General features: G+C 47.7%; 20 protein-coding genes and 5 pseudogenes. 16 read left to right on the top strand and 9 right to left on the bottom strand.

Features of this window, described 5'->3' with window-relative positions:
* Nucleotides 1-8: 8 nt before the first annotated feature.
* Nucleotides 9-269, top strand: coding sequence for a stage V sporulation protein S (locus ACSFXJ_RS19530; protein WP_157273514.1), 261 nt, complete (start codon nucleotides 9-11; stop codon nucleotides 267-269).
* A gap of 68 nt (nucleotides 270-337) precedes the next feature.
* Complete coding sequence (locus ACSFXJ_RS19525; protein WP_198136235.1) at nucleotides 338-550, top strand: hypothetical protein; 213 nt, start codon at nucleotides 338-340, stop codon at nucleotides 548-550.
* 441 nt (nucleotides 551-991) lie between these two features.
* Here the strand turns inward: ACSFXJ_RS19525 and ACSFXJ_RS19520 are convergent, their stop codons facing one another.
* A complete protein-coding gene (locus tag ACSFXJ_RS19520) occupies nucleotides 992-2,293 on the bottom strand; it encodes an IS1380 family transposase (protein ID WP_435921432.1) in 1,302 nt (433 codons plus the stop codon).
* Nucleotides 2,294-2,895: 602 nt separating this feature from the next.
* On the opposite strand from ACSFXJ_RS19520, the gene ACSFXJ_RS19515 reads away from it, so the two are divergent.
* From ACSFXJ_RS19515 to ACSFXJ_RS19505, 3 genes and pseudogenes are all read left to right on the top strand, one after another.
* Entirely contained in the window at nucleotides 2,896-4,404 is a 1,509-nt protein-coding gene (locus tag ACSFXJ_RS19515; RefSeq protein ID WP_435922064.1) for a restriction endonuclease subunit S, read from the top strand.
* A 15-nt stretch (nucleotides 4,405-4,419) separates the two neighbouring features.
* A pseudogene (locus ACSFXJ_RS19510) lies at nucleotides 4,420-5,004 on the top strand (type I restriction-modification system subunit M N-terminal domain-containing protein); the annotation flags it as partial.
* A gap of 140 nt (nucleotides 5,005-5,144) precedes the next feature.
* Entirely contained in the window at nucleotides 5,145-6,101 is a 957-nt protein-coding gene (locus ACSFXJ_RS19505; RefSeq protein WP_435922063.1) for a bacteriophage abortive infection AbiH family protein, read from the top strand.
* Nucleotides 6,102-6,170: 69 nt separating this feature from the next.
* Here the strand turns inward: ACSFXJ_RS19505 and ACSFXJ_RS19500 are convergent, their stop codons facing one another.
* The 4 genes from ACSFXJ_RS19500 to ACSFXJ_RS19485 are packed head-to-tail and all read right to left on the bottom strand — an operon-like array spanning nucleotide 6,171 to nucleotide 10,082.
* A complete protein-coding gene (locus ACSFXJ_RS19500; RefSeq protein ID WP_435922062.1) occupies nucleotides 6,171-7,742 on the bottom strand; it encodes a recombinase family protein in 1,572 nt (523 codons plus the stop codon).
* On the bottom strand, nucleotides 7,681-9,447 hold the full coding sequence (locus ACSFXJ_RS19495) for a recombinase family protein (RefSeq protein ID WP_435922061.1): 1,767 nt from the start codon (nucleotides 9,445-9,447) through the stop codon (nucleotides 7,681-7,683). The genes ACSFXJ_RS19500 and ACSFXJ_RS19495 overlap by 62 nt, the downstream gene beginning before the upstream one ends.
* Nucleotides 9,448-9,490: 43 nt before the next feature.
* Entirely contained in the window at nucleotides 9,491-9,667 is a 177-nt protein-coding gene (locus ACSFXJ_RS19490) for an SHOCT domain-containing protein (RefSeq protein WP_002349498.1), read from the bottom strand.
* Nucleotides 9,660-10,082 carry an RNA polymerase subunit sigma-70 gene (locus ACSFXJ_RS19485; RefSeq protein ID WP_435922060.1) on the bottom strand — a complete coding sequence of 141 codons (423 nt, stop codon included), beginning with the start codon at nucleotides 10,080-10,082 and terminating at the stop codon, nucleotides 9,660-9,662. Before ACSFXJ_RS19485 ends, ACSFXJ_RS19490 begins: the two co-directional genes overlap by 8 nt.
* 418 nt (nucleotides 10,083-10,500) lie before the next feature.
* Between ACSFXJ_RS19485 and ACSFXJ_RS19480 the strand changes: the two are divergent.
* Nucleotides 10,501-10,860 (top strand): annotated as a pseudogene (locus ACSFXJ_RS19480) (IS1380 family transposase); the annotation flags it as partial.
* A 54-nt stretch (nucleotides 10,861-10,914) separates the two neighbouring features.
* On the opposite strand, the pseudogene ACSFXJ_RS19475 reads toward ACSFXJ_RS19480, so the two are convergent.
* Nucleotides 10,915-11,784: pseudogene (locus ACSFXJ_RS19475) on the bottom strand (IS3 family transposase); the annotation flags it as partial.
* Between the two features lie 14 nt (nucleotides 11,785-11,798).
* Nucleotides 11,799-12,089 (bottom strand): transposase, encoded by a 291-nt coding sequence (locus ACSFXJ_RS19470; RefSeq protein ID WP_435922059.1) that lies wholly within the window; start codon nucleotides 12,087-12,089, stop codon nucleotides 11,799-11,801.
* A 1-nt stretch (nucleotide 12,090) separates the two neighbouring features.
* Between ACSFXJ_RS19470 and ACSFXJ_RS19465 the strand changes: the two are divergent.
* Nucleotides 12,091-13,074, top strand: a pseudogene (locus ACSFXJ_RS19465) (IS1380 family transposase); the annotation flags it as partial.
* A 373-nt stretch (nucleotides 13,075-13,447) separates the two neighbouring features.
* Complete coding sequence (locus tag ACSFXJ_RS19460) at nucleotides 13,448-15,586, top strand: glycoside hydrolase family 88/105 protein (RefSeq protein ID WP_170820865.1); 2,139 nt, start codon at nucleotides 13,448-13,450, stop codon at nucleotides 15,584-15,586.
* A gap of 34 nt (nucleotides 15,587-15,620) precedes the next feature.
* Here the strand turns inward: ACSFXJ_RS19460 and ACSFXJ_RS19455 are convergent, their stop codons facing one another.
* Nucleotides 15,621-16,247 (bottom strand): TetR/AcrR family transcriptional regulator, encoded by a 627-nt coding sequence (locus ACSFXJ_RS19455; RefSeq protein WP_170820864.1) that lies wholly within the window; start codon nucleotides 16,245-16,247, stop codon nucleotides 15,621-15,623.
* A gap of 91 nt (nucleotides 16,248-16,338) precedes the next feature.
* Nucleotides 16,339-16,650, bottom strand: a complete 312-nt coding sequence (locus tag ACSFXJ_RS19450; RefSeq protein ID WP_435922058.1) for a hypothetical protein — start codon at nucleotides 16,648-16,650, stop codon at nucleotides 16,339-16,341.
* A 211-nt stretch (nucleotides 16,651-16,861) separates the two neighbouring features.
* Between ACSFXJ_RS19450 and ACSFXJ_RS19445 the strand changes: the two genes are divergently transcribed.
* The 8 genes and pseudogenes from ACSFXJ_RS19445 to ACSFXJ_RS19410 all read left to right on the top strand — a co-directional run bounded on the left by ACSFXJ_RS19445 (nucleotide 16,862) and on the right by ACSFXJ_RS19410 (nucleotide 26,548).
* Nucleotides 16,862-17,905: a hypothetical protein gene (locus ACSFXJ_RS19445; protein WP_435922057.1), complete on the top strand. Its 1,044-nt coding sequence runs from the start codon at nucleotides 16,862-16,864 to the stop codon at nucleotides 17,903-17,905.
* The gene (locus tag ACSFXJ_RS19440; RefSeq protein WP_435922056.1) at nucleotides 17,878-18,402 is read left to right on the top strand and encodes a phage holin family protein; all 525 of its coding nucleotides are present in this window, start codon (nucleotides 17,878-17,880) and stop codon (nucleotides 18,400-18,402) included. Before ACSFXJ_RS19445 ends, ACSFXJ_RS19440 begins: the two co-directional genes overlap by 28 nt.
* A gap of 2 nt (nucleotides 18,403-18,404) precedes the next feature.
* Nucleotides 18,405-19,106 carry a peptidoglycan recognition protein family protein gene (locus ACSFXJ_RS19435; RefSeq protein ID WP_435922055.1) on the top strand — a complete coding sequence of 234 codons (702 nt, stop codon included), beginning with the start codon at nucleotides 18,405-18,407 and terminating at the stop codon, nucleotides 19,104-19,106.
* Nucleotides 19,106-19,954: a hypothetical protein gene (locus tag ACSFXJ_RS19430; RefSeq protein ID WP_435922054.1), complete on the top strand. Its 849-nt coding sequence runs from the start codon at nucleotides 19,106-19,108 to the stop codon at nucleotides 19,952-19,954. The genes ACSFXJ_RS19435 and ACSFXJ_RS19430 overlap by 1 nt, the downstream gene beginning before the upstream one ends.
* Nucleotides 19,908-20,843 carry a hypothetical protein gene (locus tag ACSFXJ_RS19425; protein WP_435922053.1) on the top strand — a complete coding sequence of 312 codons (936 nt, stop codon included), beginning with the start codon at nucleotides 19,908-19,910 and terminating at the stop codon, nucleotides 20,841-20,843. Before ACSFXJ_RS19430 ends, ACSFXJ_RS19425 begins: the two co-directional genes overlap by 47 nt.
* Before the next feature lie 287 nt (nucleotides 20,844-21,130).
* Nucleotides 21,131-22,081 (top strand): annotated as a pseudogene (locus tag ACSFXJ_RS19420) (N-6 DNA methylase); the annotation flags it as partial.
* Complete coding sequence (locus ACSFXJ_RS19415; RefSeq protein ID WP_435922052.1) at nucleotides 22,071-23,393, top strand: restriction endonuclease subunit S; 1,323 nt, start codon at nucleotides 22,071-22,073, stop codon at nucleotides 23,391-23,393. The pseudogene ACSFXJ_RS19420 and the gene ACSFXJ_RS19415, both read left to right, overlap by 11 nt.
* Nucleotides 23,394-23,410: 17 nt before the next feature.
* Nucleotides 23,411-26,548, top strand: a complete 3,138-nt coding sequence (locus ACSFXJ_RS19410; RefSeq protein WP_435922051.1) for a type I restriction endonuclease subunit R — start codon at nucleotides 23,411-23,413, stop codon at nucleotides 26,546-26,548.
* Nucleotides 26,549-26,555: the final 7 nt, after the last annotated feature.

Genomic DNA, 26,555 nt, shown 5'->3' with positions numbered 1-26,555 from the left:
TTGGCATAATGATTAGTATTTGCAAAATTTCTGCTCATGCCAATCCAGTTGAAGCAGCCCAGCGAATCGCTAATGTAATTCGTAAATGTGGCGTGGTGGAGTTGCAAGCGGTAGGAGATAACGCCATAAGTAAGGCAGTGAAAGCTGTAGCTATTGCACAGGAGTCAATTGTGCAGAATGTGGACATGGTTTGTACTCCATCTTTTATGGTTTCAGATTCGAAGGGTGAGAAAGTCGCCGGAATGAAAATAGTCGTAGAGAATAGATAATTCAAAGATGAAAGCAGCTTTCCCTGGAATTGGAGAGCTGCTTTTTTCACATGAGAGGGGAATGGAGAATGAACAGCAGTATTGTTTCTTACCCTAACCGTGGTCCGTATGGAAGCAGCAAATATCGAGGAAACTGCTCAGGACATTTAATCGCCGATTTGTTGGATTATTATCAGACAAAGCGCTTTGTTGAAGTTTTCGCCGGTGGGGGTACAGGAGCGGATGTGGCTAAATCTAAAGCTATCCGTTCAATTCACATCCACCTGTCGCACCTTACATAGGTGCGTGGATTGAAATTCCTATCTATTCAAAGAATTCTATCCATTATAGGTCGTACCCTTTGCGGGTACGTGGATTGATATACTTCAGTAAATCGTGGAGAATTGTCGCTGGTCAAATAGGTGGCTTAAAACACTCTTTTTTTAATCAAAGCCCTACTGCACAAGGAATTATTATCCTCCCTGTGCAGTTAATCGGCTTGTTCAGCCGACCAAGATCAGAGATCAGTAGGTAGAGCTTAGAAAATCGTGTCAAGATATAGAATAATCCTGAATTTCGAAAGCCCATAATGGTGGCCAGTTTGTAGCAGGATTAGTGGGCAACAACTGTAATAAACAGGGAAATACCCAGTTGGATTACGCGACGATTCTGAAAAGAGGGTAGTCTTTCCCCCTCCCCATAAGACAGGGCTAAACGGTTTCCATGTTAATTTGTGGTAAACGTCATTCTAAGGCAGCGACTTTGGCGGCGATACGTTGCCAGGCGCAGCGGTTCGCGAAATCTTTAGCCAGTTTCAGAACGACTTGTCGGCTATGCTGAATCATCGTAGCTGCACAGTGGAAAAACTCTAGACGGAACCGGGCAATCGTATACCCTTGATGGACCGGTTCGCAACAGTCTCGCTTGAATCTCTCGTAGAGATTGTAGGCGAGCAGCTTGATGAGCAGGTCGATTTCATTAGCGGTAAAGTCACCTTTAGCGATTCGATCGATGGAAAAGCCGCGTTTGGCTTCTTTGATATAGTTCTCCATGCAGCAACGCTGGTTGTAAAAGCGCCAAAGGTCGATCGGCTCCCACTCGAGATTGGTGACGATCGCTTCGTAATGCCAGTCCGTATCGAGGAGAAGCCGAGCTTGATCGCCGTCAAACACCTGCGCTTTACGAATCACCACAACGCGGCGCGGTTTCTTCCATGAGGTGGCTTGGTAGATCAGGGTGATCCCCTCGATGACCCAATCCTCATCGACAAACCGCTTCCAGTAGCGGCATCGCCCTACTTCGGCCTGAAGTCGCTGCGTCCATTTCAATTTCCCGACATACCCGATTCGCTTGGCTTCCCATAGGCTGTAGAAGTCTTCGCCGCCAAATCCCTTGTCAAACCGGGCGTACTTTACCGGACGGTCACCAAGCAACTCAAAGATCTGACGGAGGAAGGCGGCTGCATCGGTGGAAGCGTGCGTATTCCCAGCACGCAGTACTGCATTCAGGCACAGGCGCGACTGGCCCTCAAACGCCATCAGCGGATGGTAACTTTTACGTCCGGGTTTGTGGGGATTCGTGCCGACTGCCGCCCCCTCTTGGTGACCGTATACCGTTTCTACCGTGGAGTCTAGGTCCACGATGAGTTCAGAAGGCAGACAGGGTGCAATAATCTGCTGATTCAGCTTTCGCAAATCCAGCGTTAAGGTTGGGCGGGTCTTGCTGAGTCGATCCAGTTCCTTATACAGCAGGGTGTGATGCGGACAGCGCCCGCCGAGAAACCGCCGGATGAGCGCGTCATGTTGCAGCCTGCGGAAATGAAAGAGGCGTTCGCATCCGAGTATCCAGCCGACAATGAGATAGAGCAGGATGCGGAAAACAGGGAACAGGGAATTGCCTTGCTTGGTACAATTTAAATTCTGCAAAGCCTTACCGAGCTTGATTTTTTCGAGATATTCCAGAAAGATTTTGCTTCCTCCAACATTTGAGGCGTTTTGCAAGGTAAATTCGGTCTTGATTTTGCTGACGGGTGTGGTAGACTTCATCTAAAAGGTGCTCCTTTCTTTGTAGGTGATGTTCTGGACAAACACCATTCTACCAAAGAATTGGAGCCCTTTTCTTGTTTTTCAGACGATGTTACTTTCGAAATTCAGGATAATATTTGTTTGAGAAAAATTTGGAGGTGATCCAATGGATTTAGCGAATATATGTATCATAGTCATATTGATTTATATATGGAGGAGAAGGTAATGGATAGAATTCGAATTGATCCTCCACCCAACCCACCAGACTTTACTAAAGACGGTTGAGCGTGACATTAAGTTGCTCCTTGAAGGGCTTGTTCAAAAATGCGGCCATTGGGATCAGAACGTATTAAACCAATGCAGCGGCTTCAATATCGAAAAGGTTAAGCATTATCAAAGCGATTCAATTAGGGATTGGGCGTATCGGATAAACGGGAAATTATCCGGCTAGACAGTCCAACTTTGAGTTTATTTTTGGTATTGAAATACTCAATTCTTGGATGGTATAATTTAGTTGGCTATTGGCAGTGGAAGAAGGTGATGAATTGATTGAATCGTTCTGGAATATCTGTCTGCTTCACGATATATCAACACGTGATCAGTTGCTTCGCGAGGCTATTCGAGTGAAGCGGACGCAACAACTTCTGAAACAGCAACAGTTGGCCGAAACGGAGCTAATGACGGAACCTGAGAAGCTGTTTCAGTGGATGAAGGAACGCGCCTTAGACAAAGAATTAGGCCATTTTCCCGGCGATCGGGATTTATTTTATAAATTATACCATGCAGGCAAGGATATGGACTTGTTGGAATACGGCATGCTCACCATCCAACAAGATCGTGTTACAGGGAGCATTGTCGTCCATCCAGGAATCGTCGAGCGGTTTGTCGATCAGTGTGAGCGACATGGTTGCAAGAACATTCTGTTTGCAGAAGCTGAAAAGTATATCAAAGGACTCATCGAAACGAAATGTTACCATCGACCATGGACAATCACATTGTTAACGGAAAACTACATCATAGGCAGATTGTTCAAAACGTATTTCGAGCCCTATTCCAATATCCGCATCGTTCAAGGGTCCATTTATCAACCGTTGCCTGCAGAACATCAATTCGACGCGATCCTGGCGATGCCGAATTTCGGGATGAAAATGAACGATGACGATGTCGCGGTTCGGGAATCCGAAGGCGCAGCGGCCAGCTACCTCCTTCCACTCTTGCAAGACGGCGGGAGATTGAGCGTGACCTTTCCTGCGCGGATGCTGTTTCAATCCGGCGCGATCGCAAGCTGGCGGAAGCAAATGAATGAACAGGCGCCGGTTCAAACAATTTATTCGCTTCCGGACGGCTTGTTTCGTCCCTACACTTCTATCAAGACCTATCAGGTTGACTTCGGCAAAGCGCCTTTGGAAGAAGTGATCCTCGGACGACTCCATATGGAGAAGTCAAAGCTTGTGGCGGAACGGGAGATTACCATCCATCCGGATCGGTTCCGAGAGCTGGATCATTGGCGAATCGAACTGCTGCTGGATGAAGATCAGGATATACTTCGTTCGTTCCAGCAAGCGGCAACCCCGAAAGTGAAGTTGCGCGATGTGGCAGAAATTTTTCGGGGAAAATCGATTCTTAAGCAGGATCTAAAGCCCGGGAACATTAAGGTGCTGAATATATCCAATCTGGATGACGGCGAAGTGCTATTGGATCAGCTTGAAACGATTGACGAGGAAGAGAGGAAAGTGAAACGTTACGAGATTCTCCCGGGTGACCTGGTCATGACGTGCCGCGGCACCGTGAACAAGCTGGCTGTATTTCCGGAGGCTCAAGGGATGGTCATCGCTTCCTCGAATATGATCGTGATCCGATTTAAGTCGGCCATCAAGAGTCATTTTGCCAAAATGTTCCTGGAAAGTCCGGTCGGGACGGCCCTTATTCAAAGCTTCCAGCGGGGGACGACTGTAATGAATCTGAACCCGGCGGATGTGGCGGAATTGGAATTGCCTCTGGTACCGGAAGATAAGCAGCACGAGTTAATAGAGCAATATATACGGGAAAAAGAACGATATAAAGAAGTTGTTCGGGAAGCGACGAATCGCTGGGAACAAGTGAAGAGCCAGTTATACGAGGAACTCTACTGAGGAGGAATTAGGATCATGGCAACAGCGAACATTGGATTCGAGGAAAAATTATGGAGCATGGCCGATAAACTGCGCGGCAGTATGGATGCAGCGGAGTATAAGCATGTAGTGCTTGGCCTTCTATTTCTGAAATATGTGTCGGATGCATTTGAAGAAAAATATGAAGCATTGAAACATGAACCGTATGCTGATCCGGAGGACCGGGACGAATACGTGGCAGAAAATATCTTCTGGGTACCGAAGGAAGCGCGCTGGAGCCATATCAAGGATAACGCGAAAAAGCCGGAAATCGGGCAGATCATTGATAATGCCATGATTGCCATCGAGAAGGAAAATCCGTCGCTGAAAGGCGTGCTGCCGAAGGATTATGCTAGGCCAGCGCTGGATAAAACCCGCCTTGGCGAAGTAATCGACCTGTTCTCGTTCAAGGTCGGCGATGAAGAGAGCCGTTCGAAGGATGTTTTGGGTCGGGTATATGAGTACTTCCTTAGCAAATTTGCTAGCGCGGAAGGCAAGAATGGCGGCGAATTCTACACCCCGAACAGCGTGGTTCGCCTGCTCGTTGAGATGATTCAGCCGTTCAAGGGCCGCGTATACGAAATAATCCTACCGAGTTTGATACAAGAAACAGGAAAAATTAAAAAGTGTGCCCTTGCGGTGTAAAATCTGCTCTTGGGGTGTGTTGACAGACCGGGGTATCCCGGCTATTTTTATATTGCCGTTAAAACAGGAGGAATAACATGAAAACATTATATTTGGTGGGTAATGGCTTCGATATACAGCATGGTATTAAAACTCCATATTCTGAATTTAGAAGTTTCTTAGAAATGCACCATGAGCCATTTCTAACAGATTTTGAGGCTATGTATAGCATTCAGCCTTTAGATGATACAGAGCCTTGGTACACCGAAGCGGCACAAGAAAGATGGAAAAAATCAGTGCTAAAAGATTTATGGCAAACATTTGAGGAAGAAATGGGTAACCCAGATGTAGAAAGAATGCACGATATGGCAAGTTCACTTGCAGAGCAAATGCCTGAAGAAGGAATAAAAGATACCCTTGATCTTTACTGGAATAAACTGTATGGGTTTTCATCAGACTTGCAAAAATATGTACTTGAGTGGTTAGAATCTATAGACACTTCATCTGTTATACCCATCAAAGAGACTCTCGTGGAAAATCGTTCAGATGTTTTCATTAATTTCAATTACACAGATGTCCTCGAGCGGGTGTATGGAGCGAAAAATGTTCTCCACATACATGGAGGAGTACCTTCATGCACTAACACGCCCCCTATCATGGGGCATGGAAATAAATTTATTATAGATTCTTACAGCCGAAAAGCTCAAAGAGCAAGTGAAAAATTTGTAGAGTGGGAAGAAAGTATATGCTCCGCAATAGCAAAATTCTGCGCTTCTTTGTATAAGGATACAGATGCAATTATTGCAAGAAATGCCTCATTCTTTTCAAATCTAAAAGATGTAGATAAAATAGTATCTATAGGATTATCTTTTGGAAATGTAGATGCACCCTACCTGGCACGAATCGCTGAAGAGGTAAATCCAACAACAAAATGGATTATTTATTATTACAGTCCAAAAGATAAAAATAGACTCAAAGATGTTTTTGGAATTCTCGGCATTTCCAGAAAGTTTGAAACCTATTTTCTTCCCAGTGGAATGTTTTGGGATGATTAATCAATTGTGAAAAAACACCTCACAGCTGGAGGACAATGCTTCAGTTGCGAGGTGTTTTTGCGTAGGTGCTTATGCCCTTATTTCCATGCCGTTGCGGAAGGTGATCCGCACATCATCCTTGCTGTAGACAGTCACGAAATCTACCAGCCCGCACCAGAGGGCAGGGTCAAATTTCTCCATCAGGTCAGCCTGCGCCAGCGTGTCCAGAAAGGCGTCGATTGCCGCCCGTCTGGATTTCTTGTCGGCAATGGCGGCCTCAATTTCCTCCAGCCGTGCCTTTGCGGTATCGAAACGGGTGGTGAGACTGTCGTAGCGTTTTTTGTATTCCGTCTGGTCGAGCGCCACATGAGCGTTTTCGTAGATGCATTTTTCGATAAGGTCTGAGACGACCATGATCTCATCCTGCAGTTCTGCGACTTCGGTTTCCAGTGCGGAGGTGTCGAAGGCAATGTCCAGCGAAGCCCTGAGCGGAGAGATAATTGCGGCCTTTTTGCCGATCAGCTTGTTTGCCGCTGAGACAAACATCGTTTTAATCTCATCATCCGTCAAGTGCGGCGTGGAGCATTTTTCCTCGCCGTCATACTTGTGATTGCACTGCCAGATTATCCTGCGATATTTGCTATTGGAATGCCAGACCTTCGAGCCGTACCACTCACCGCATTGTCCACAACGTATCTTGCCGGAGAAAAGGTGGACACCGCTGTGCCGGCCCCGACCTTGCTTTCTACGCTCCAGTTCCTGCTGAACCAGTTCAAACACCTCCGGCTGGATGATGGCTTCGTGGTTGCCCTCCACATAGTACTGCGGAATCTCTCCCTCGTTGACCTTTTTCTTTTTGGTGAGGAAATCCACCGTGTAGCTCTTTTGAAGAAGCGCATCGCCCTTGTACTTCTCGTTGGTGAGAATGCTGCGAACTGCTCCTGCGTTCCATTTGTCTTTGCCGCCCGGTGACTTGATACCGTCGGCGGTCAGCCTGGCGGCAATGCCGTGCGGCGTCATGCCTTGCAGGAACATACTGTAAATGCGGCGGATGATAACCGCTTCGTCCTTATTCAAAACCAGATTGCCATCGGGTCCCCGATCATAGCCGAGAAACCGTTTGAATGGCACGGTGACCTTCCCGTCAGCAAACCGTTTTCTCTGTCCCCAGGTACAGTTCTCTGAAATGCTGCGGCTTTCCTCCTGCGCCAGTGAGGACATGATGGTAATAAGTAGTTCTCCCTTGCTGTCCAGGGTCCAGATGTTTTCTTTTTCAAAATAGATCTCCACGCCTTTTTCCTTGAGCTGGCGCACCGTGGTCAGACTATCTACCGTATTGCGGGCGAATCGGCTGACCGATTTGGTGACGATGAGGTCTATCTTGCCAGCCAGTGCATCCGCCACCATGCGTTTGAATCCCTCGCGGTGCTTGGTATTCGTACCCGTTATGCCCTCGTCCGTATACACGGAAACAAACTCCCAATCGTCCCGGCTTTTGATATAGTTGGTGTAATAGTCCACCTGGGCGCTGTAGCTGGTGAGCTGCTCCTCGCTGTCAGTGGAGACACGGGCATAAGCGGCGGTGCGGCGCTTTTTCTTTTCATTGATCGGCGTTGCCGTGAATCGGCTTATCGTTGCCGGTATTGTTGTTACTTTCGCCACGTTTTTCCCTCCATCTCTGTATCATTACTTCTCGCATATGCTGTTTTCGCTCCTCTGTATGCCGGGGCATTTTTCGCCTGTTTTCCCATGCCGCTTCAAAGGTATGCCCGTCAAAGAAGCGGATGGAAAGCTGATATGGAGCCGTGATGTGAATGCAGACAATCTGCTCACGGAAAACCGTCTCACTAAATTCCTCCAGACCCATAGCGTCAGCGCAGAGGTTTTTAAGGACTTCCTCCTTGATGCTGGGGCTTTGGCATTTTCCGCCTGATGCGCACCGCCATACGGAATCAGAGCTGCCGTCTTTGTGCCGTGAACGCTGCCTGCGGTAGTTCTCGCCGCAGCTGTCACAACGAATACGGCTGGTGAAGCAGGAACTGTTGGGACCGAGCTGATGCTCCTGCACATACCGTCCTTTGGCGGCTCTGCGCTCATCCGTCCAGCAGTCCTTCCGCATGGTGGATTCCCAGTGGTGCGGAACGATGCGGCCATCCTTAAAATAGAAAATCATCTCATTCGGAGCAGGAATCTCAATGTGGTCGATCTGCTCTGAAAAGATGATTTCATCAAACGTATCCAGTCCCATGACTTCAGCGCAGGCATCTTTGAGCATCTGCTCCGGGATGTCCTTGTTTTGACAATGCGCATTCCCGGTCTTTCTTCGGGTACCGCAGACCCAGATGGTGTAGTTGGCATTAGGGTCTTTTCTCCCCTTGCGGTTAGACCGCTGATAGCTCTTTCCGCACCGGCCGCACTTGATTTTGCTGGTAAAGCAGGATGTGTTAATGCTCCAGTTTGCCAAGGCGCCAAGCTCACGGCGGCGCGCTTTCTCGGCCTGCACCGCCTGGTAGACCTCCATTGGAATGATGGCTTCGTGGGTGTTCTCCACGAAATACTGCGGCAGCTCCCCACGGTTGATCCTGCTTTTCTTGCTTATGGGGTCAACCACATATTCCTTCTGGAACAGAAGATTGCCCGTATAAGTGATATTTCCGAGGATATGCCGGATGGAGGTGTTGCCGAAATGCTGTCCCTTATAGGATTTTACACCCATCTCGGCAAGCTGCTTTTCTGTGGTCTCTGCCGACAAACCGTTCATGTAATTGTCGTAGATGAGCCGAACGATTTTTGCCTCCTCCTCATGGATGACCAGATGATCGCCCTCCCAGCGGTACCCATAGATTTGAAAGCGGCCGTTGGGGATACCTTTTTCAAATCGTTTCCGTGTACCCCATTTGACGTTGTCCGACAGGCTGCGTATTTCTTCCTGAGCAAAGGATGCTAAGAGGGTCAGCATCAACTCGCCGTCCTCAGTGAGGGAGTCGATGCGCTCCTTTTCAAACTGTACGGAAACGCCCAGCTCCTTGAGCCTGCGCACCGTATTCAACAGGTCAACGGTATTGCGTGCGAAACGGGAAATGCTCTTTGTCAGAACAATGTCGATTTTTCCGGCTTCGCAGTCGGCAATCATCCGATTGAACTCTTCGCGGGCTTCGGCTTTGGTGCCGGTTATCCCGTTGTCGGCATATACGCCCACATACTCCCAGGCAGGATTGCTCTGAATCAAACTGCTGTAAAAGCTGACCTGTGCCGAAAGGGAGTGCTGCAGCCGCTCGGACTCCATTGAGACTCTTGCGTAGGCAGCGACCCTTTTGCGGCGCGGTATCTGCGGTGTTTTCGCTTCGATTTTATTTACAATCCGCATGAAATCACTCCTTTCCGACACTATATATCACTCTGAAAGCCGATTATATCAAGTCATTTTCCGATAATAATGTACCCAAAGATGGCGAGAACTCAGCCCTCAGATTTGTATCAATTACGGCATATTCCTCCTCGCTCAGAAGCCCCTTTTCCCGGAGATTCTTTGCGATGGAGAGGGCGGCAAGGTAGCTCATTTCAGAGCGGAATTTGTCCTCACTCATGCCCGTCACCGCCTTTGTAGCGGTCTGCGATATAGCAGGCGTGAGAGCAGTATTTTCTTTTTGCGTTGCCGTAGGCAGTGAAGGGCTTTCCGCAGTGAGCGCAGGTGAAGTGGTATATGGCTCTGCGGTTGACCTTTTCCGGGTGCGCATTCCACCAGGCAGTACGGCAGTTATCTGAGCAGAACTTAACTCGCTTTCTTCCGGGAGTCTGCGTAAGCAAAGTGCCGCACTGCAGGCAGAATCCGGCGTCCAGTTCAATGCGTCTGTTATCCGCAGCCTTCGTGCCGGTCATTCCCATCTTACGGCAGAACGCGACAACGGTATCTTTCTTCAGTCCCACCGCCTTGGCGATGGTGGCGTATCCATATCCCTGTGAGCGCAGGGCGGTAATCTGTTCTTTTTGCTGATTTGTCATTGTGGTTCCTCCGTTCCGAGGGTTTCCCTCAATGACCCATCTGGACAAGGCAGCCCGTTTTGGCCGAAAAAAATACGCCCACCGAACCGTTATGGTAGGGTGGGCTTTCAGCAGGTTAAGTTATTTTATTTTCGTTGCGTAGTCAAGCGAGATCCACCCTGCGCCACTCTTCAATCGTCCCCAGCCTGCTGTGGAGCCCTTGCCGGACTTCACCTCAACGATGGTGAATACCCCTGAGATTCTACGTCAGTACTTTATAAACCACCCTCAAAGCATTGATAAATATACGTTCCTTCAAAATTCAGCTTTCACCCATTGGGTGAAAGAAAAATGCTCAAAAATGTGTTGAATTATCAGCTTTTATGAGTCGATATATGGTATAATAATAGTAACAAAAGCAGAAAAAGGGGTTTAAATTATGATTAATAAAATTGATTTCACAGCTAAGAATCTAACATCAAATGCAGGTCTTTTTCTTCTCCTTGAGAACGCAAAAAGTAATGAGATTTTTGATCTAGTTGAAAATGACCTCGTATTTGATAATGACTCCACAAATAAAATCAAGATGAATCATATAAAGACGATGATCTGTGGTCACTTTATTGGTATAGACAAGCTAGAACGTCTAAAGCTCCTTCAAAATGATCCACTCGTTAATGAATTTGATATTTCCGTAAAAGAACCTGAAACAGTGTCACGGTTTTTAGGAAACTTCACCTTTAAGACAACACAAATGTTTAGAGACATTAATTTTAAAGTCTTTAAAAAACTGCTCACTGGAGTTGTCAAGAAAAGTGCAGTTTGAAAACACCCTCATACAGAAATCCCGTTACTAAGCTGCTTTTGACAACATTCTTTCGCGATATATCGCAGGGGGCCAGCCCCCTGGATTAGCGGTGTAGATTCGCTGTCTGTTGTAGTAGACCATGATGTATCTGAAAATGACCGATCTAACATAGGCCATCGGATAGCGCTCCGTTTTGAGCTGATACAGCTTCTCTTTCTTTAGCGTAGCAAAGAAGCTTTCCATTCTGGCATTGTCGTAGCAGCGACCTGTGCCGCTCATACTCTGTATCGCGTTTCGTTTAGCCAGACACTCCCGAAAAGCATGACTCGTGAATTGGCTGCCGCGATCGCTGTGAAAAATCATGCCCCATGCGTTTCTTGCTTGACAGGCGTTTTCAAAAGCCTGGATGCAGAGTTCTTTGCGCATATGGCTGTCCATGGCTAGACCCACGATCTCACCGTTGAAGCAGTCCAGTACCGTGGACACATAAAGCTTGCCGTCTGCACAAGGCACTTCGGTGATATCTGATAGCCATTTTTGATTGGGGGCTGAGGCCATGAAGTCTCTCTGGATCAAGTTCTCACTCTTTTGAGCTGCAGCATCTTCGCGTGTAAGGCCGTTAGGATGACGCTTAGCCTTCTTCAGCAGGTCATGCTCCTTCATGATGCGGTAAACGGTGCTGTAGCTGGTCTTGATGTCCATTTGGGATAATGCCAGCAAAATACGACGGACGCCGTAGTTCCTGTTGTCTTCATGCGCATGGATAATCTCTTGGATTTTGACCAGAAGCAGTTGCTGCCGCTGCCTTTTGGGAGCAGGCTTCAGGCTGCGGTAATAGCCTGATTCGCTGACAGCCAGCACTTCGCACATTTCCTTAACTGTCCACTGATTTCGGCGTTCATGGATGTAAGCGTAGAGCTTGCAAGTCTTTACCGCTTCCGGTCTTGTGCGAAAAAACCGAGTGCATCCTTAAGAATTTCATTAGCGCGGCGCAGCTCGTTGATTTCTCTTTCCAATTCGATTTCACGCGGTGTTTTATCGGCAGGGGCATAAGCCCGTCCGCTTCCGATAAACGCTTCGTTGCCGTGCAAGGATCTTTGTTTTCTCCAGTCCTGCAAAGTGAAGTAGGATATGCCTAACTGCTGGGCGGCTTTCTTCGGTCCGATCTCATTGCTTAATCTAACTGCTTCTTCTTTAAACGCCTTGTCGTATCGTTTCATTGTCTCCCGTCCCCTCGTTGATTTCATTTTATTTCATACGAGGGGGTTTTTCGACTGCAGTTTTATCGTATCACTCCACACTATAAGTAAAGTGACATCCATTACGATTGATATTGATAGTAGTGTAATCAACGTAGAAGGTCATCAAGAAGGTGCATCAAAAGGATATAATCCCAAGAAACTAGGAACCCGATGCTACAATATCCAGTTTGCATTTTGCGACGAATTAAAAGCCTACGTCACCGGATTTGTAAGAAGTGGCAATACTTACACAGCTAACGGTGCATCTGAAATGATCAAAGAAATAGTAGCCAACATCAAAACAGATGATTTAGAGATTTTATTTCGAATGGATAGTGGCTACTTTGATGAAAAAATTATTGAAACGATAGAATCTCTTGGTTGCAAATATTTAATTAAAGCCAAAAGTTATTCTACGCTTGCATCCCAAGCAACGAATTCATCGGTTGTATTCGTTAAAGGTGAAGAAGGCAGAGAAACTACAGAACTGTTTACAAAATTAGATAACTGGGAGAAAGACAGAAGGTTTGTTGTGTCTCGCGTACTGAAACCAGAAAAAGAAAGAGCACAAATATCACTTTTAGAAGGCTCTGAGTACGAATACTTTTTCTTTGTGACAAACACTACATTGCTTTCTGAAAAAGTAGTTATATCCTATGAAAAACGTGGCAATGCTGAGAACTATATTAAAGAAGCCAAATACGACATGGCGGTGGGTCATCTTTTACTTAAATCATTTTGGGCAAATGAAGCGGTGTTTCAAATGATGATGCTTTCATATAACCTGTTTTTGTTGTTCAAGATTGATTCCTTAGAGCCTTCAGAATACAGACAGCAAATAAAGACCTTTCGTTTGAAGTATGTATTTCTTGCAGCCAAAATCATTAAAACCGCAAGAACTGTAATTATGAATTTGTCAGAAAACTATCCGTACAAGGAAGTGTATGAAAAATGTCTGGTATAATAAAGATATCATCTTGAAAATCGAGTGTTGCTCTGTGGATAACTTGCAGGGTTTAATAAGTATCTTTACTCCAAAGTTGCAATCAATAATTTATTGAAAAAGATTGAAAGGTGGTGGTAAATAATGTTACAATGTGGGAGTATCAGTTTAAATTCTTCTTGAAATAGTGTTCTTTTAAGCTAATAAAAAATGCACGTGGAATTTAGGTTTATAGTTTTTTGAAAAAATGTACAAAAGTTGTACATTTATCACAGTCACAACAATTATTGAAATTACCAAGGTTGAAAATCTCTTGATATATAAAGGGATTTTTGCAAAAAGAAAGTGTGTTCGAAACCTTCCACACTTAAATTAATACTTAAGGAGACCATTTATGAAATATTTTAATCAGGAAGACAGTGCTTACGCAGTTTATGGGGACAGGGACAAAGATGTAATTGCACTGCTTGCCAACCGCTTCATCGGGGAAAATCCCCAGGTACCTTATCAGTACCGGCTGGATTTTACAACCGGTATCTTATGCGACACAAAGGGATGGTATCTGTTTGATTTTCACAATCGCTTTCCCAATGCACAGATCGGGGATATCTGCTATGCTGCAGGTGACCTTTACAGTCACGAGCAGACTCCTTCCCGCTTTGAGGTCCGCTGTCAGGGTCCCGTTGTATGTTATGTAAACGGGGAAGAGGTATACCGATCCCAGCCTGGAGATGAGAGTTTTAAGACCTCTGCTTTTTTCTCCATTACTCTTTTAGCAGGTCTGAATCACTTCGTTTTAATGACTGAAAAAACAGAAATCGGCTTTGGCTTCACTTTGCGGAATGCCAAGCCACAATGGGAACCGACTCATTTTCTCTCACCCATACCAGAGCGAAACGGGCAGGCAGGCTTTGTTTACAGTGAACCGGTTCAGTGGGATACGGATGGTTTAAAGTCCATACTTACCGGCTGCTATAATAATATTGCCTGGTATCCAAGCAATGAGTATGAGAAAACCCAGTCAGGCTGCCCCATTACACGGGTCTTTGGTTCCTTAAGCCAGGGAACCGCTGTTTTAAAAAGTGGGTTCGTTCTTGATCAGGCAAAGAGCGTCCATGTCACAGGCAAAAGCAAGACCCAGACCAGGCTTTTCATTAACGGTGAGTTAAGGGGAGAGTGGCAAAACGGAGCCTGGGAATCAGAAATCATGCTTCAGGGAGGCTCACATAACGTCCTTATATTTTGTGAAAAAAAGGCTGGTGAAGAGACTGGATTAGAGCTTCAGCTGGAGGCTGACAACAGTGCCATTCCTCTGTCTGCAGGAGTAAAAGGATATGACGGCCCATGGCTTTATGCCGGTATGTTTGGTGATAGTATCCCGCCTGTCCCAGATCTTTTGTCTATGGAAAAGGTTTATGATGGATTAAACGGTACGTGCTATTGGAAGGCTGATCTGCCAGATTCCTTTGTGAGAATGTTTGCAGAAGAAGAATTATACGGAAAATGGACTTATCCCTGCGGAGTTACCTTATATGGTCTATTAACTGCCAGCCGTTATTTTAATCGCACTGACTGGCAGGAATATGCTTTGGAATATGCCCGTATGACGGCTGCAGTCTATGATTATTCTGTATATGACAAATCTGTGTTTGGCTATCCTGGAGTTAATACACAGCTTTGCTGGTTAAGCGAGCTGGACGACTGTGGATCTTTTGGTTCCTTTCTGTTAGAAGCCAACAAATACCGGCCTGCCAGAGAGGCTGAAAAACTTGCTGATGTAATTGCTGATTTTATGAGAAACCATCAGAGAAGAGAACAGGACATGGTATTTTCCAGAAACAACAATACCATGTGGATTGATGATATGTATATGAGTATCCCCTTCCTATGCCGGTACTATCAGCTCAGCAAAGACTCTGTGTATCTGGATGATGCGTGCCGCCAGGCAAAGCTTTTTAAACAGTACTTCTTCATGACAGATAAAATGCTGATGTCCCATATCATTGATTTAAATTATGGTAAGATGAACCGGATTCCATGGAGCAGAGGAAACGGCTGGGTTGTTCTCGCCCTCTCTGAACTTCTTCTTATCCTGCCAAAGGAACATCCGGATTACGATGCCGTCACTTCCTTCTTCCTTGAAATGACGGAAGGCATATTGCAGGTACAGGATGAAACAGGTATGTGGCATCAGATTCTTGATGATTCCACCACTTACGAGGAAGCTTCTTCCACCTCCATGTTCATTTGTGCCTTTTCAAGAGGTATTCGGCTGGGTATTATAAAAGATACTCTGAAAAACCGGTGCATTGCTTCCATAGCAAAGGCATGGACTGGTATGAAAAAAACAGTAATTAACCGGAAAGGCGACTTATATGGTGTCTGCCGTGGATCCGACTGTTCTTACAGCCGGTCCTATTACCGCCAGCTTGGGTGGCGCTTTAATGACCCTCACGGAATTGGTATTGTAGTACTGGCGGGAGTGGAGAAACTTCTGCTGGACGAATTCCTGCAGAATCCTGCTATCTCATAATCAAACAGGGCGCTCCTTTTGGAACGCCCTGTTTTCAATCGCTGTCTTGTCTAATTAGATATTGATGAATGGCATCAACGCCTTCCTTTATAATTCTGGAATCATCAACTGGATTATCCTGAAAAACAATCTGATCGACTAAGGAGCTCATTATATTAACCACCACAATGGAAGCCGCCTCTAAATCCTTTACTCTCAGCATATCATAAAAGGCTTTTAAATAGTCCAGTGTCATTTGACGGACCGTCTCCTGCTGCTTTTCCATAACTGCACTCACCTCTGGCATGGAATGACTGAGGATTTTTAATTCTTTGTTGAATTCTTTTGAAGCTCTGTGACTTTTTATCATTTCTTCCATAAGTCCCATAATCCAGAGTTTGGGGTTTTCCCGGTACGATTCTAACTGAACATTCATAGATTCATGTACTTTTAAAAACGATTCATTATAACGATCCAATATTTCTACCAGTATCATATCTTTATCCCGATAATAAAAATAAAGACTTCCGATAGAAACTTCCGCCACTTTGGCAATTTCGTTGGTAGTGGTCTTAAAATAACCTTTCTCACAAAAAAGCTGATAAGCCACATTTCTTATTTTTTCTTTTGTCTTAATACTGCGCGTCTGTTTTGGCTGCCGCGTTGCCTGATTGGATTCCATATTAACGCCTCCCCATGTTGAATATATAGATCCATAATCTGTTTGTCAATAAATATTGAGCAATTATTCAAATTCAATTGACATATTATGATCAGGGAGTATAATTTGAGTAAATGCTCAAATTATTAGCAGGAGGTAATATTATGATTTTTTTATGGTCAATGTATATCGTTCCGAACTCTGTCTTCTGCTCCTTGCCGTAGGCGGTCAGATATCGCCTGCGGTTGTATGTCCCCACAAGCTGGGGATACTCACGGGAAACAGCGTCCGCCCCTTCCATGTAGTCGTAGACATGGGGAAAGGCATAGGGCACCTTATCGTAATCGTCCCAATAGGCCACGATGGGGAGAAAAGGCTGCGGCGGCGCATCGTCCGTGAAATTGTAGCCGACCAAGCATTTCACGGAAAGCCGCCTGTGGTGGCCGTATTGGCGGAGTACCTTCTGGGCGTCCCTTGCAGACGGCGTAACGCTTTCAGCCGGGACGCACACCATTACCATTTCGGTGGATGTCAAAGGCGTCCAGTTTTACGGTTTCCGTGTCTGCTCCGCTTTTTCCGAGGAGCCCACCGCTGGAGAGGCCATTTTCGCCCTTGCGCCCAGGAGCTTTAAGGATGTGAACGGCAATATGGCTGTACCCGATAAGGGCTTCAAGCTGACACTTGAGATGCTCCGCAGAAAGCCTGATTCCGCACTCGTCTGGTACGAGGATTTCCGGGATTACGGCGTGCTGGAGACAGACTACTGGACGGTGCGCTCCGGCTCATGGAAGGTATGGCGTTCGGATGAATATTCGATGGAGCGTGTCTACTCCCAGCTTGAAGGCAAGGGAGAGCTTGCCTGGAACTATGACGGCTTTTCCGAGCTGCATCTTCGGGCAAGGCTGGCATTCCCGGCAAATGGCAGCGGCAGGGCGGGTGTGTTCTGCGGCAGCCTGTTCTGCTGTCTGAACTACGATACCCAGGCGGTGGAGCTATACAATGGCTCCACACTCCTTGGCAGCTACAGCCAGGAGATCGCAAGAACCGCATCGGCGGATCTGCGGGACAATCCATCCATGTACACGGTGGAGATGCGTATCCGAGGGAACCGGGTGCGGGTGTATTCCGGCTCCTCCTACACCCTGCGCTTTACGGCAGCGGTCAGCGGCTTTACAGGAGGCTATGCCGGATACCGCTCGGACAATACGACCGTGTGCGAGCTTTTGCGTCTGGGGGATGCCTGGACATATGAGCCGTATGAACGGTTTGATGTCCAGATGCCGGACGGCAGCTTTAAAAGCTACGGCAGGATATCCCGCTCAAGCTGCACCTGGGATGAGGAGTTCCAGGTGTTTACGCTGACCTCCGATGTGGAGGAATCCTCCACCCGGAGCGAGGACATTTCCCTGGACTACGATTTTTTCCACTCTGACCTTTTGGAGATTTCCTGCGGCGGGAATTACACGGCGAGGATCATTCCAAAGGACATCAACATCTGGATATCCCGGCTGTTCCTCGGCGATGCGGACGGATTCTCCATCCTCTACTACCAGGACGTGGACTCCCTTGTCTATTGGGCGAACCAGGCGGCATACCGCTGGAAACTACGGGGGATGTGTATGTGGTCCCTGGGTCAGGAGGATATGCGATTATGGGAATGGCTGCCGAAGCAGATTTAAATATACTTTGGGAATCAGCGACTATCCTGCGGGGTGGCCGCTTTTTTCATACACAGAACCAAGAGGAGGTAAACAACATGAAGGAATTTTGGAATGTGATCCAGATGGTGTTCGCCGCTGTGGGAGGGTGGCTTGGCTACTTCCTTGGCGGCAACGATGGGCTGCTTATCGCCCTTGTGGTGTTTGCGGTGGCGGACTACATCACGGGCGTGATGTGCGCCGTATCGGACAAGAAGCTCAACAGCCAGGTGGGATTCAAGGGAATCTGCAGGAAGGTGCTGATCTTCCTGCTGGTGGGGATTGCCCACATCCTGGATGTGCAGGTCATTGGGACGGGTTCTGTACTTCGCACGGCAGTCATTTTCTTCTACCTGTCCAACGAGGGCGTGAGCATCATTGAGAACGCCGCACACCTTGGGCTGCCCATCCCGGAAAAGCTAAAAGCGGTGTTGGAGCAGCTCCATGACAGAGCGGAGAACGAAAAGGAGGATGAGTGATTATGGCTTATACGAACAGTTCACTGGTATCTTACACAAAACTCAGCCCCAACCACTCCGGGCAGAGGACGCACGCTATCGACCGCATCACGCCCCACTGTGTGGTGGGGCAATGCTCGGTGGAAACACTCGGCAGTATCTTTCTGCCGACTTCCAGACAGGCAAGCTGCAACTACGGCATCGGCGTGGACGGCAGAGTCGGAATGTATGTGGAGGAGAAAAACCGCTCCTGGTGTTCTTCTTCCAGCGCCAACGATCAGCGGGCCATCACCATCGAATGCGCGTCCGACGCCACAGAGCCGTATGCCTTTAAGGATGTGGTCTACCAGAAGCTGATCACCCTTTGCGTAGACATCTGCAAGAGAAACGGCAAGAAAAAGCTCCTGTGGCTTGGCGATAAGGACAAGACGCTCTCTTATGAGTCGAAGTCCGATGAGATGGTGCTGACGGTGCATCGCTGGTTTGCCAACAAGTCCTGCCCCGGAAACTGGATGTATGCCAGGATGGGCGATCTGGCGGAAAAGGTCACGGCACAGCTTGGCGGTTCAGCTGATACTCCTACTGTAACCACGCAGCTTTACCGTGTCCGCAAGACCTGGTCTGACAGCAAGTCGCAGAAAGGCGCTCCGGCTCTCTGCTTTCCGCCGTCTACGGTGCCGGCGGAGACGAGGAAGATGATGACGCATGGGACGATACCACGCTGATGGATAACCAGCGTTTCAAGAAACTGTGCCGTCTTCCGCAACTCGGTGTCTATGTCGATGAGGCTCACCACCTCTTCGGTGCAGACCTGGAAAAGCAGATCAGATCGAGCGGAGCGAATAAAACAAGTCTCCGCGATACCATCAATCTGCTTGCGGCAAACACATCCATCGTGGCTTGCTATAACTACACGGGTACGCCGTATGTCAAGAATCAGCTTCTGCCGGAAGTGGTCTACGCCTACGGTCTCCGTGAATCCATCTGGAACGGCTTCTTGAAAGACGCAGACCCGCTCGGCTTCGAGAATGTCAAGAGCGATGAATTCCTCAAAGCCGTGGTAGCCACATTCTGGGAGCGTTACGGCGGTCAGACCTACGAAGGTCTGAATCCGAAACTTGCCATCTATGCGGCAGGCGTTGAGGAAGCCGCCACGGAGGTCAAGCCCGCTCTTGAGAGGATACTCGCCAATCTCGGTATCCCTGCATCAAAGATTCTCTTGAATGTCGGCGATGCCAAGTACACAAAGAACGATGACATCAGGGACTTCAATAACCTCGATGTTCCCGGAACGGAAGGCAACGAAAAGCAGTTTATTATCCTTGTCGAGAAAGGCAAGGAAGGCTGGAACTGCCGCTCCCTGTTTGGCGTGGCACTTTTCCGCAGCCCGAAGTCAAAGATATTCGTTCTCCAGGCTACGATGCGCTGCCTCCGTGCCATCACGGATGAACGCCTGACAGCCACAGTATTTCTCTCCAAAGAGAACTACGATACCTTGGACGATGAGCTTCATAAGAACTTCAAACATGGAGATCAAGGACATCAAGAATCCGTCCAATGCCGACCGTCATAAATATCAGGTTCGTGTTCTGCCACCTCCGAGGACGATTACCCTCAAGCGTGTATGGCACGAGTATACCCTCCATGAGAAGGAATACTCCGAGCCTGTTGATTTCAAGCTGGTAGATGCCGACCTCTCCAAGTATGCCAGCATCATGTACGAACGTGACAGCCTTGCTCGTGATACCACTGTCAAAGAAAAGAATATTGACTACCTCCAGGACAATATGAAATTCAGCGAATTTTCCCTCGCGGGAGAAGTGGCACGTTATCTGAATATTTCCTGTATCCTTGCCGCGAGAATTCTCCGAGAATCAGTGGACGGAATCGACACGGTTCTTGAGGCGGTCAATCGCTATAACGCAGTCCTGGATGACTACATCATCCCAACTGTGTTCCATGCGCTCTTTGATATTACCTCGGAACTGAAGACCGAGGATAAGGAACTGGTACTGCTGCGTGAACCAAAGGATGCCGGTTACTATGAATTCTCCGCAAAGGATGACCTCGTGCTTACCAATCACTATCCTGGCTTTACGCCGGAGCAGCTTAAGAAGAGCTTCCATGCTGACACATACTGCTTCGATTCCATCCCAGAGAAGGAATGCTTCATGCAGTACATCACGAGCGGCAAAGTTGCGGAGGTTTACTTCACGGGAATGTTTACTTCCAATCAGGGTGATCTCTCTGTACACTACTACGATCCAGAATCAGGCAGAATTCGCCAGTACTATCCCGACTTCCTTGCAAAGATGATAGATGGTTCCTATCAGCTTATCGAGGTTAAGGGAGACAACAAGATTGATGACACCGTGGTTAAAGGCAAAACAGGCAGCCGCCGAGGAGATGGCTGTGGCAAGCGGTGTGAGGTATCTCATGTACGCCGGAAGCCAAGTTGTTAGCGCCCACATTTTAGATGAAGATTCGGCATCTATGCAAAATGTTATTTATTGATTAACAAAAAACAATGGTAATGACAACCTTTTAATTTTTCCCCACCTTTTAATTATTCCAAAATCACTACACCGCAAGGCTGTCACTCCGCCACATTACCGAGCGGTAGCAGGACAAATGAACACATAAAACAAGGGCTTCCAAAGTCAGAGCATGACCTCGGAAGCCCTTATTTCAAGCCTTTTTCGGCGGCTTTTGCCCCGGAGAGGGCTTTTTCTATTGTATCAAAATCAGCAGGAACATAGACCCCTGCTGCGGGTCCGGCGGCATGTTCGTTCAAAGCGAGAAGTTTGTAGAGGAACATCAGGGGCGCATTGGTGATATTGCGGTGTACGGGCAGGAGTCGAATCCGACGACGTGGAAGTTGTGCAAAATGAACCTCGCCATTCGCGGCATCGACGGCAACCTTGGGGAGCATCATGCAGATACGTTCCACAATGATTTACATAAAAATCTGAAGGCCGATTACATCCTGGCCAATCCGCCATTCAACATCAGCGATTGGGGAGGCGAACGGCTGACAGAGGATGCACGCTGGACGTATGGGGTACCTCCCGCTGGGAATGCCAACTATGCGTGGATTCAGCATATCGTGAACAAGCTTGCGCCCAGCGGCGTTGCCGGCTTCGTACTGGCGAACGGCTCCATGTCGACAAGTACGACGGCGGAGTTTGAAATTCGCAGCAAGCTGGTTAATGCCGATCTGGTCGATTGTATCGTCACCTTGCCGGGTCAATTGTTCTATTCTACGCAAATTCCGGTTTGTCTTTGGTTTATTGCCAAAAATAAAGCGCCTAAGGGCCTTCGGGACCGCCGCGGTGAAATCTTGTTTATCGATGCCCGCAAAATGGGTCATATGGTGGACCGTACGCATCGTGAGTTGAGCACAGAGGATATCCGGAAGATCGCCGATACATACCACGCATGGCGCGGTCAGGCGGAAGTCGGAGCCTATGAGGATGTGAAGGGCTTCTGCAAAGCGGCGAAGCTCGCGGAAGTGCAGGAGCACGAGTATATTTTGACACCGGGGCGGTATGTTGGAATTGAGGATGTGGAGGAAGACAGCGAGCCGTTCGAGGATAAGATGGCACGGTTGACATCGGAGCTGGCGGAGCAGTTCGCCAAGTCCCGGCAACTGGAAAACGAAATTCGCAAGCGGCTTGGGGGGATCGGGTTTGAGTTTTGAAGTAAAAATTTATAGACTCGGTGAAATTGCAGATGTACAAACTGGTCCATTTGGTAGTCAGTTGCATAAGGATGATTACGTGTCCCATGGTACACCGATTATTACCGTTGAGCATCTAGGTGAGAATATAATTTTTCATGAGAACACTCCCAAAGTTTCAGACGAGGATGCGATAAGATTATCGAAATACAGTCTTCAAGAAGGAGACATTGTTTTTAGTAGGGTCGGTTCTGTTGACCGTAGAGCATATGTTTCAGAGAAAGAACATGGTTGGCTCTTTTCAGGTCGATGTCTTAGAGTTCGTGTTAACAAAAGGAACAACATAGACCCTAGGTATTTATCTTACTATTTTGGTCTTGAGAGTTTTAAAGAATATGTACGCAGTATTGCAGTTGGTGCAACTATGCCTTCACTTAACACAAAAATCATGTCTGGGCTTGAGATTGAAGCGCCGGAATTAAACGTACAGATAGCAATAGCCAAAATATTAATGTCGCTTGATGAGAAAATTCATTTAAACAACGCCATCAACAAAAACCTTGAAGAAATAGCCCAAGCCCTTTTTAAACGATGGTTTGTGGACTTCGAGTTTCCGAATGAAAACGGCGAACCGTATAAGTCCAGTGGAGGCGAGTTTGAGGAAAGTGAATTGGGGTTGATTCCGAAGGGGTGGAAGGTAGGGAGAGCAACCGATATATTCGATGTGCAGAGTGGGGGTACACCGAAAACGAGTACATCTGAATATTGGAATGGTGAAATTCCCTTTTTTACTCCAAAAGATTGTTCGAACTCATTATATGTAATCGAAACAGAGAAAACCATCACTGAAGATGGGTTGAACAATTGCAACAGCAAGTTGTTCAAAACTGATACTGTTTTTATTACCGCAAGGGGAACGGTTGGAAAAGTTGCACTCGCAGGTAGAGACATGGCAATGAACCAATCCTGCTATGCTCTTGTCGCCAAAAGCGGTTATACCCAGAAGTACGTCTTTCATCTGACACAACAGCTAGTTAATGTATTGCGAAAAAATGCTAGTGGAGCCGTATTTGATGCAATAACAGTTTCAACTTTTCAAAATTTGAAAACTACTCTGCCAGATATTGAACTGGTAAGACATTTTGATGGGCTAGTCAATGGACTCTATTCATTGTTACTTGAAAAGGCAAATGAAACCCAAACTTTGCAGCAACTCCGCGACACCCTTCTCCCCAAACTGATGTCTGGCGAGATCCGTGTCCCTGTCGAGCGGGATAACAGCGCTACCGAGCTGCCAATGGTTGCGGAGAGCAGCGCAATTTATCAACCCTAACCCAAAGGAGGTGCAACATGGCCTACTATACGACGTCCTATACCGAAAGCGACCTGGAGCAGGCCGCGCTGGAATGGTTCGAAGAACTGAACTACGAGAAAGCATACGGCCCGGATATTTCTCCCGAAGGCGAGTATCCCGAAAGGCAATTTTACCATGACGTCATCCTGAAAGACAGGTTGCGCGAGGCGCTTATTCGCATCAACAAGAATGTACCGCGGGAAGCGATTGAGGAAGCGATCCGGGTCATTGAAGTGCCGCGCAGTCCGAGCTTGCTGATCAATAACAAGGCGTTCCAGAGGATGGTCACCGACGGGATCGACGTGCAGTACCAAGCGGCCAATGGCGAATATCCGACGGAGAAAGTATGGCTGTTCGACACCGATCCGGACCGAATCGACAACAACGACTTTCTGGTCGTCAACCAGTTTACCGTCGTCGAAAATCAAGGAGAGAAGCGCCCGGATATCGTCGTGTTCGTGAACGGATTGCCGATCGCCGTTTTTGAATTGAAAAGCGCCTCCAACGAAGAAGTCGGGATCAGCGACGCCTACAATCAGGTGCAGACCTATAAAGGCGCGATACCGTCCCTGTTCACCTACAATTCGTTTCTGGTCATCAGTGACGGTGTGAATGCGCGGGTCGGCACGCTGACCGCCAATGAAGACCGGTTTATGATGTGGCGTACGATCGACGGCGATGACGTGGCGCCCTCCTCCCTGCCCCAGCTTGAAGTGCTTGTGAAAGGGATGTTCGAGAAAAGTCGGTTGCTCGACATTATCAAGCATTTCGTGCTGTTTCAGACCGATGGGGAGCATCTGTTCAAAATATTGGCGGGATACCACCAATACCATGCCACCAACAAGGCAATTGCAAGTACGGAACGTGCGACGATGGACGAAGGTGATCGCAAAATCGGCGTCATCTGGCATACGCAAGGCTCCGGTAAAAGCTTGTCCATGGTTTTCTACGCGGGAAAACTTGTTCTGACGCTGAACAACCCGACGATCGTCGTGGTGACGGACCGGAACGATCTGGACGATCAGTTGTTCAGCACGTTCAGCAAGTCGAAGGACTTGCTCAGGCAAACGCCTCAGCAAGCGGAAAATCGGACTCATTTGCGTGAGCTTTTGTCGGTGGAGTCGGGCGGGATCATTTTCACAACGGTTCACAAGTTCACTCCTGATGAAAATGAAGACAAGTATCCTGTACTTACGGAACGCCGCAATGTGATCGTGATCGCAGACGAGGCGCATCGCAGCCAGTACGGGTTTCAGGCGGAAATGGTCGCCGGGGAAGACGAAGCGGCCATTAAGTATGGCTACGCCAAGTATATGCGCGATGCGTTGCCGAACGCTTCTTATATTGGCTTTACCGGAACGCCGGTTGAATTGACAGATAAAAATACGCCTGCTGTTTTCGGTGACTACATCGATATTTACGATATGACCCGAGCTGTAGAAGACGGAACGACGGTCAAAATCTATTACGAAAGTCGAATTGCCCGCCTGGAGTTGTCGGAGGCGGAGCGCCCAGTCATCGACAGCGAGTATGAGGAAATTACGGAGTATCAGGAATATACGCAGCGGGAGCGTTTGAAGTCGCGTTGGGCTCGGCTAGAAGCGTTGGCCGGTACGGAGAAGCGGGTTAAGAAAGTCGCTCAGGATGTTGTCGAACATTTCGAGCAGCGGCAGAAAGCCGGCTTCGGCAAAGCGATGATCGTTGTGATGTCGAGGCGGATTGCCATCGATATGTACAAAGCGATTGTTGCTCTCCGACCGGATTGGCATAGTGATGACGACAATGAAGGCAAGATCAAGATCGTCATGACCGGTAGTTCCAGCGATCCGGAGGAGTGGCAACCGTTTATCGGCAACAAGCGGCGCCGTGAACATCTTGCGAAACGTATGAAAGATGTGAACGATCCGCTTCAGATCGTCATTGTCCGTGACATGTGGCTGACCGGGTTTGACGTGCCGAGCATGAATACGATGTATATCGACAAGCCGATGAAAGGCCATAACCTGATGCAGGCGATCGCCCGTGTGAATCGGGTATTCCGCGACAAGCCGGGTGGTTTGATCGTCGATTACATCGGAATAGCGGATTTGCTGAAATCGGCGCTGCAACAATATACGGAAAACGACCGCAAAACTGCCGGCATCGACACGGACCAAGCCGTTGACTTTATGCTGGAAAAACTGCAACTTATCCGTGAATTGCTTCATGGGTATGACTACAGCAAATTTGCTTCAGAGAAAGCATCCGAACGGATGGAGGCCATTGTTGAGACGGTCGATTACGTACTTGGATTGGGTGAAGAGAGCAAGCGGAACTTCCTAAATTGGACGACGGAATTAGCAAGAGCCTTCTCGCTTTGCGCGACGACTCCCGCAGCTGAGGAAGTTAATGTCGAAATTAGCTTCTTCAAGGCGGTAAAATCTGGTATTATTAAGTTGATAACTGATGAGAACAGGAAGAAAACGACGAAAGAGCTCGACGCCGAGTTGAATCAACTCATTTCGAAATCGGTCGTATCTGATGAAGTCGTTGATATTCTGGAAGCTGTAGGCTTGCAGAAACCGAACATCGCGATACTATCGGATGAATTCCTGGAGCATGTGCGCGGATTAAAGCAGAAGAACTTGGCGGTGGAACTGCTTCGCAGGCTGCTTCAAGGTAAAGTGAAGGCAGTTTCCCGGACCAGTATCGTGCAATCGAAGAAATTTTCCGAGATGCTGGAGGAAGCCATCCGGAAATACAACAACCGCACCATCGAAACGACTCAGGTCATCGAAGAACTCATCCAGATGGCTAAAGAGATGAATGCGGCCGTCAAACGCGGTGAAGATCTCGGTCTGATCAAGGAAGAACTGGCCTTCTATGACGCTCTAGCTTCGAACGAATCGGCCAAAGAACTGATGGGCGATCTCATGTTGAAGCAGATCGCACACGAACTGACCCAAGCGATAAAGAGCAACATCAAGGTCGACTGGACGCTTCGCGAAAACGTGCGAGCACAGATGAGAATTACGGTTAAGCGGCTGTTGAAGAAATACGGTTACCCGCCTGATTTGGAGAAGATGGCGATTGATCTGGTGCTTCAACAGACGGAATTGATGGCACAGGTGGAGACGGAAGAATTTAAATATTAACTGACAT

It is taken from the genome of Paenibacillus salivarius, from assembly GCF_051307165.1.
In the GTDB taxonomy this organism is placed as follows: Bacteria; Bacillota; Bacilli; order Paenibacillales; family Paenibacillaceae; genus Fontibacillus.
This window is presented reverse-complemented; position numbering and strand designations above follow the sequence as displayed.

Excerpts from the sequence above, each read along its gene's own strand:
- ACSFXJ_RS19460 (WP_170820865.1), top strand. The coding sequence starts at position 13,448 with ATGAAATATTTTAATCAGGAAGACAGTGCTTACGCAGTTTATGGGGAC.
- ACSFXJ_RS19410 (WP_435922051.1), top strand. The coding sequence starts at position 23,411 with ATGGCCTACTATACGACGTCCTATACCGAAAGCGACCTGGAGCAGGCC.
- ACSFXJ_RS19505 (WP_435922063.1), top strand. The coding sequence starts at position 5,145 with ATGAAAACATTATATTTGGTGGGTAATGGCTTCGATATACAGCATGGT.
- ACSFXJ_RS19430 (WP_435922054.1), top strand. The coding sequence starts at position 19,106 with ATGGATAACCAGCGTTTCAAGAAACTGTGCCGTCTTCCGCAACTCGGT.
- ACSFXJ_RS19455 (WP_170820864.1), bottom strand. The coding sequence starts at position 16,247 with ATGGAATCCAATCAGGCAACGCGGCAGCCAAAACAGACGCGCAGTATT.
- ACSFXJ_RS19435 (WP_435922055.1), top strand. The coding sequence starts at position 18,405 with ATGGCTTATACGAACAGTTCACTGGTATCTTACACAAAACTCAGCCCC.
- ACSFXJ_RS19525 (WP_198136235.1), top strand. The coding sequence starts at position 338 with ATGAACAGCAGTATTGTTTCTTACCCTAACCGTGGTCCGTATGGAAGC.
- ACSFXJ_RS19495 (WP_435922061.1), bottom strand. The coding sequence starts at position 9,447 with ATGCGGATTGTAAATAAAATCGAAGCGAAAACACCGCAGATACCGCGC.
- ACSFXJ_RS19485 (WP_435922060.1), bottom strand. The coding sequence starts at position 10,082 with ATGACAAATCAGCAAAAAGAACAGATTACCGCCCTGCGCTCACAGGGA.
- ACSFXJ_RS19520 (WP_435921432.1), bottom strand. The coding sequence starts at position 2,293 with ATGAAGTCTACCACACCCGTCAGCAAAATCAAGACCGAATTTACCTTG.
- ACSFXJ_RS19470 (WP_435922059.1), bottom strand. The coding sequence starts at position 12,089 with ATGAAACGATACGACAAGGCGTTTAAAGAAGAAGCAGTTAGATTAAGC.
- ACSFXJ_RS19440 (WP_435922056.1), top strand. The coding sequence starts at position 17,878 with ATGGGAATGGCTGCCGAAGCAGATTTAAATATACTTTGGGAATCAGCG.
- ACSFXJ_RS19490 (WP_002349498.1), bottom strand. The coding sequence starts at position 9,667 with ATGAGTGAGGACAAATTCCGCTCTGAAATGAGCTACCTTGCCGCCCTC.
- ACSFXJ_RS19425 (WP_435922053.1), top strand. The coding sequence starts at position 19,908 with ATGGAGATCAAGGACATCAAGAATCCGTCCAATGCCGACCGTCATAAA.
- ACSFXJ_RS19530 (WP_157273514.1), top strand. The coding sequence starts at position 9 with ATGATTAGTATTTGCAAAATTTCTGCTCATGCCAATCCAGTTGAAGCA.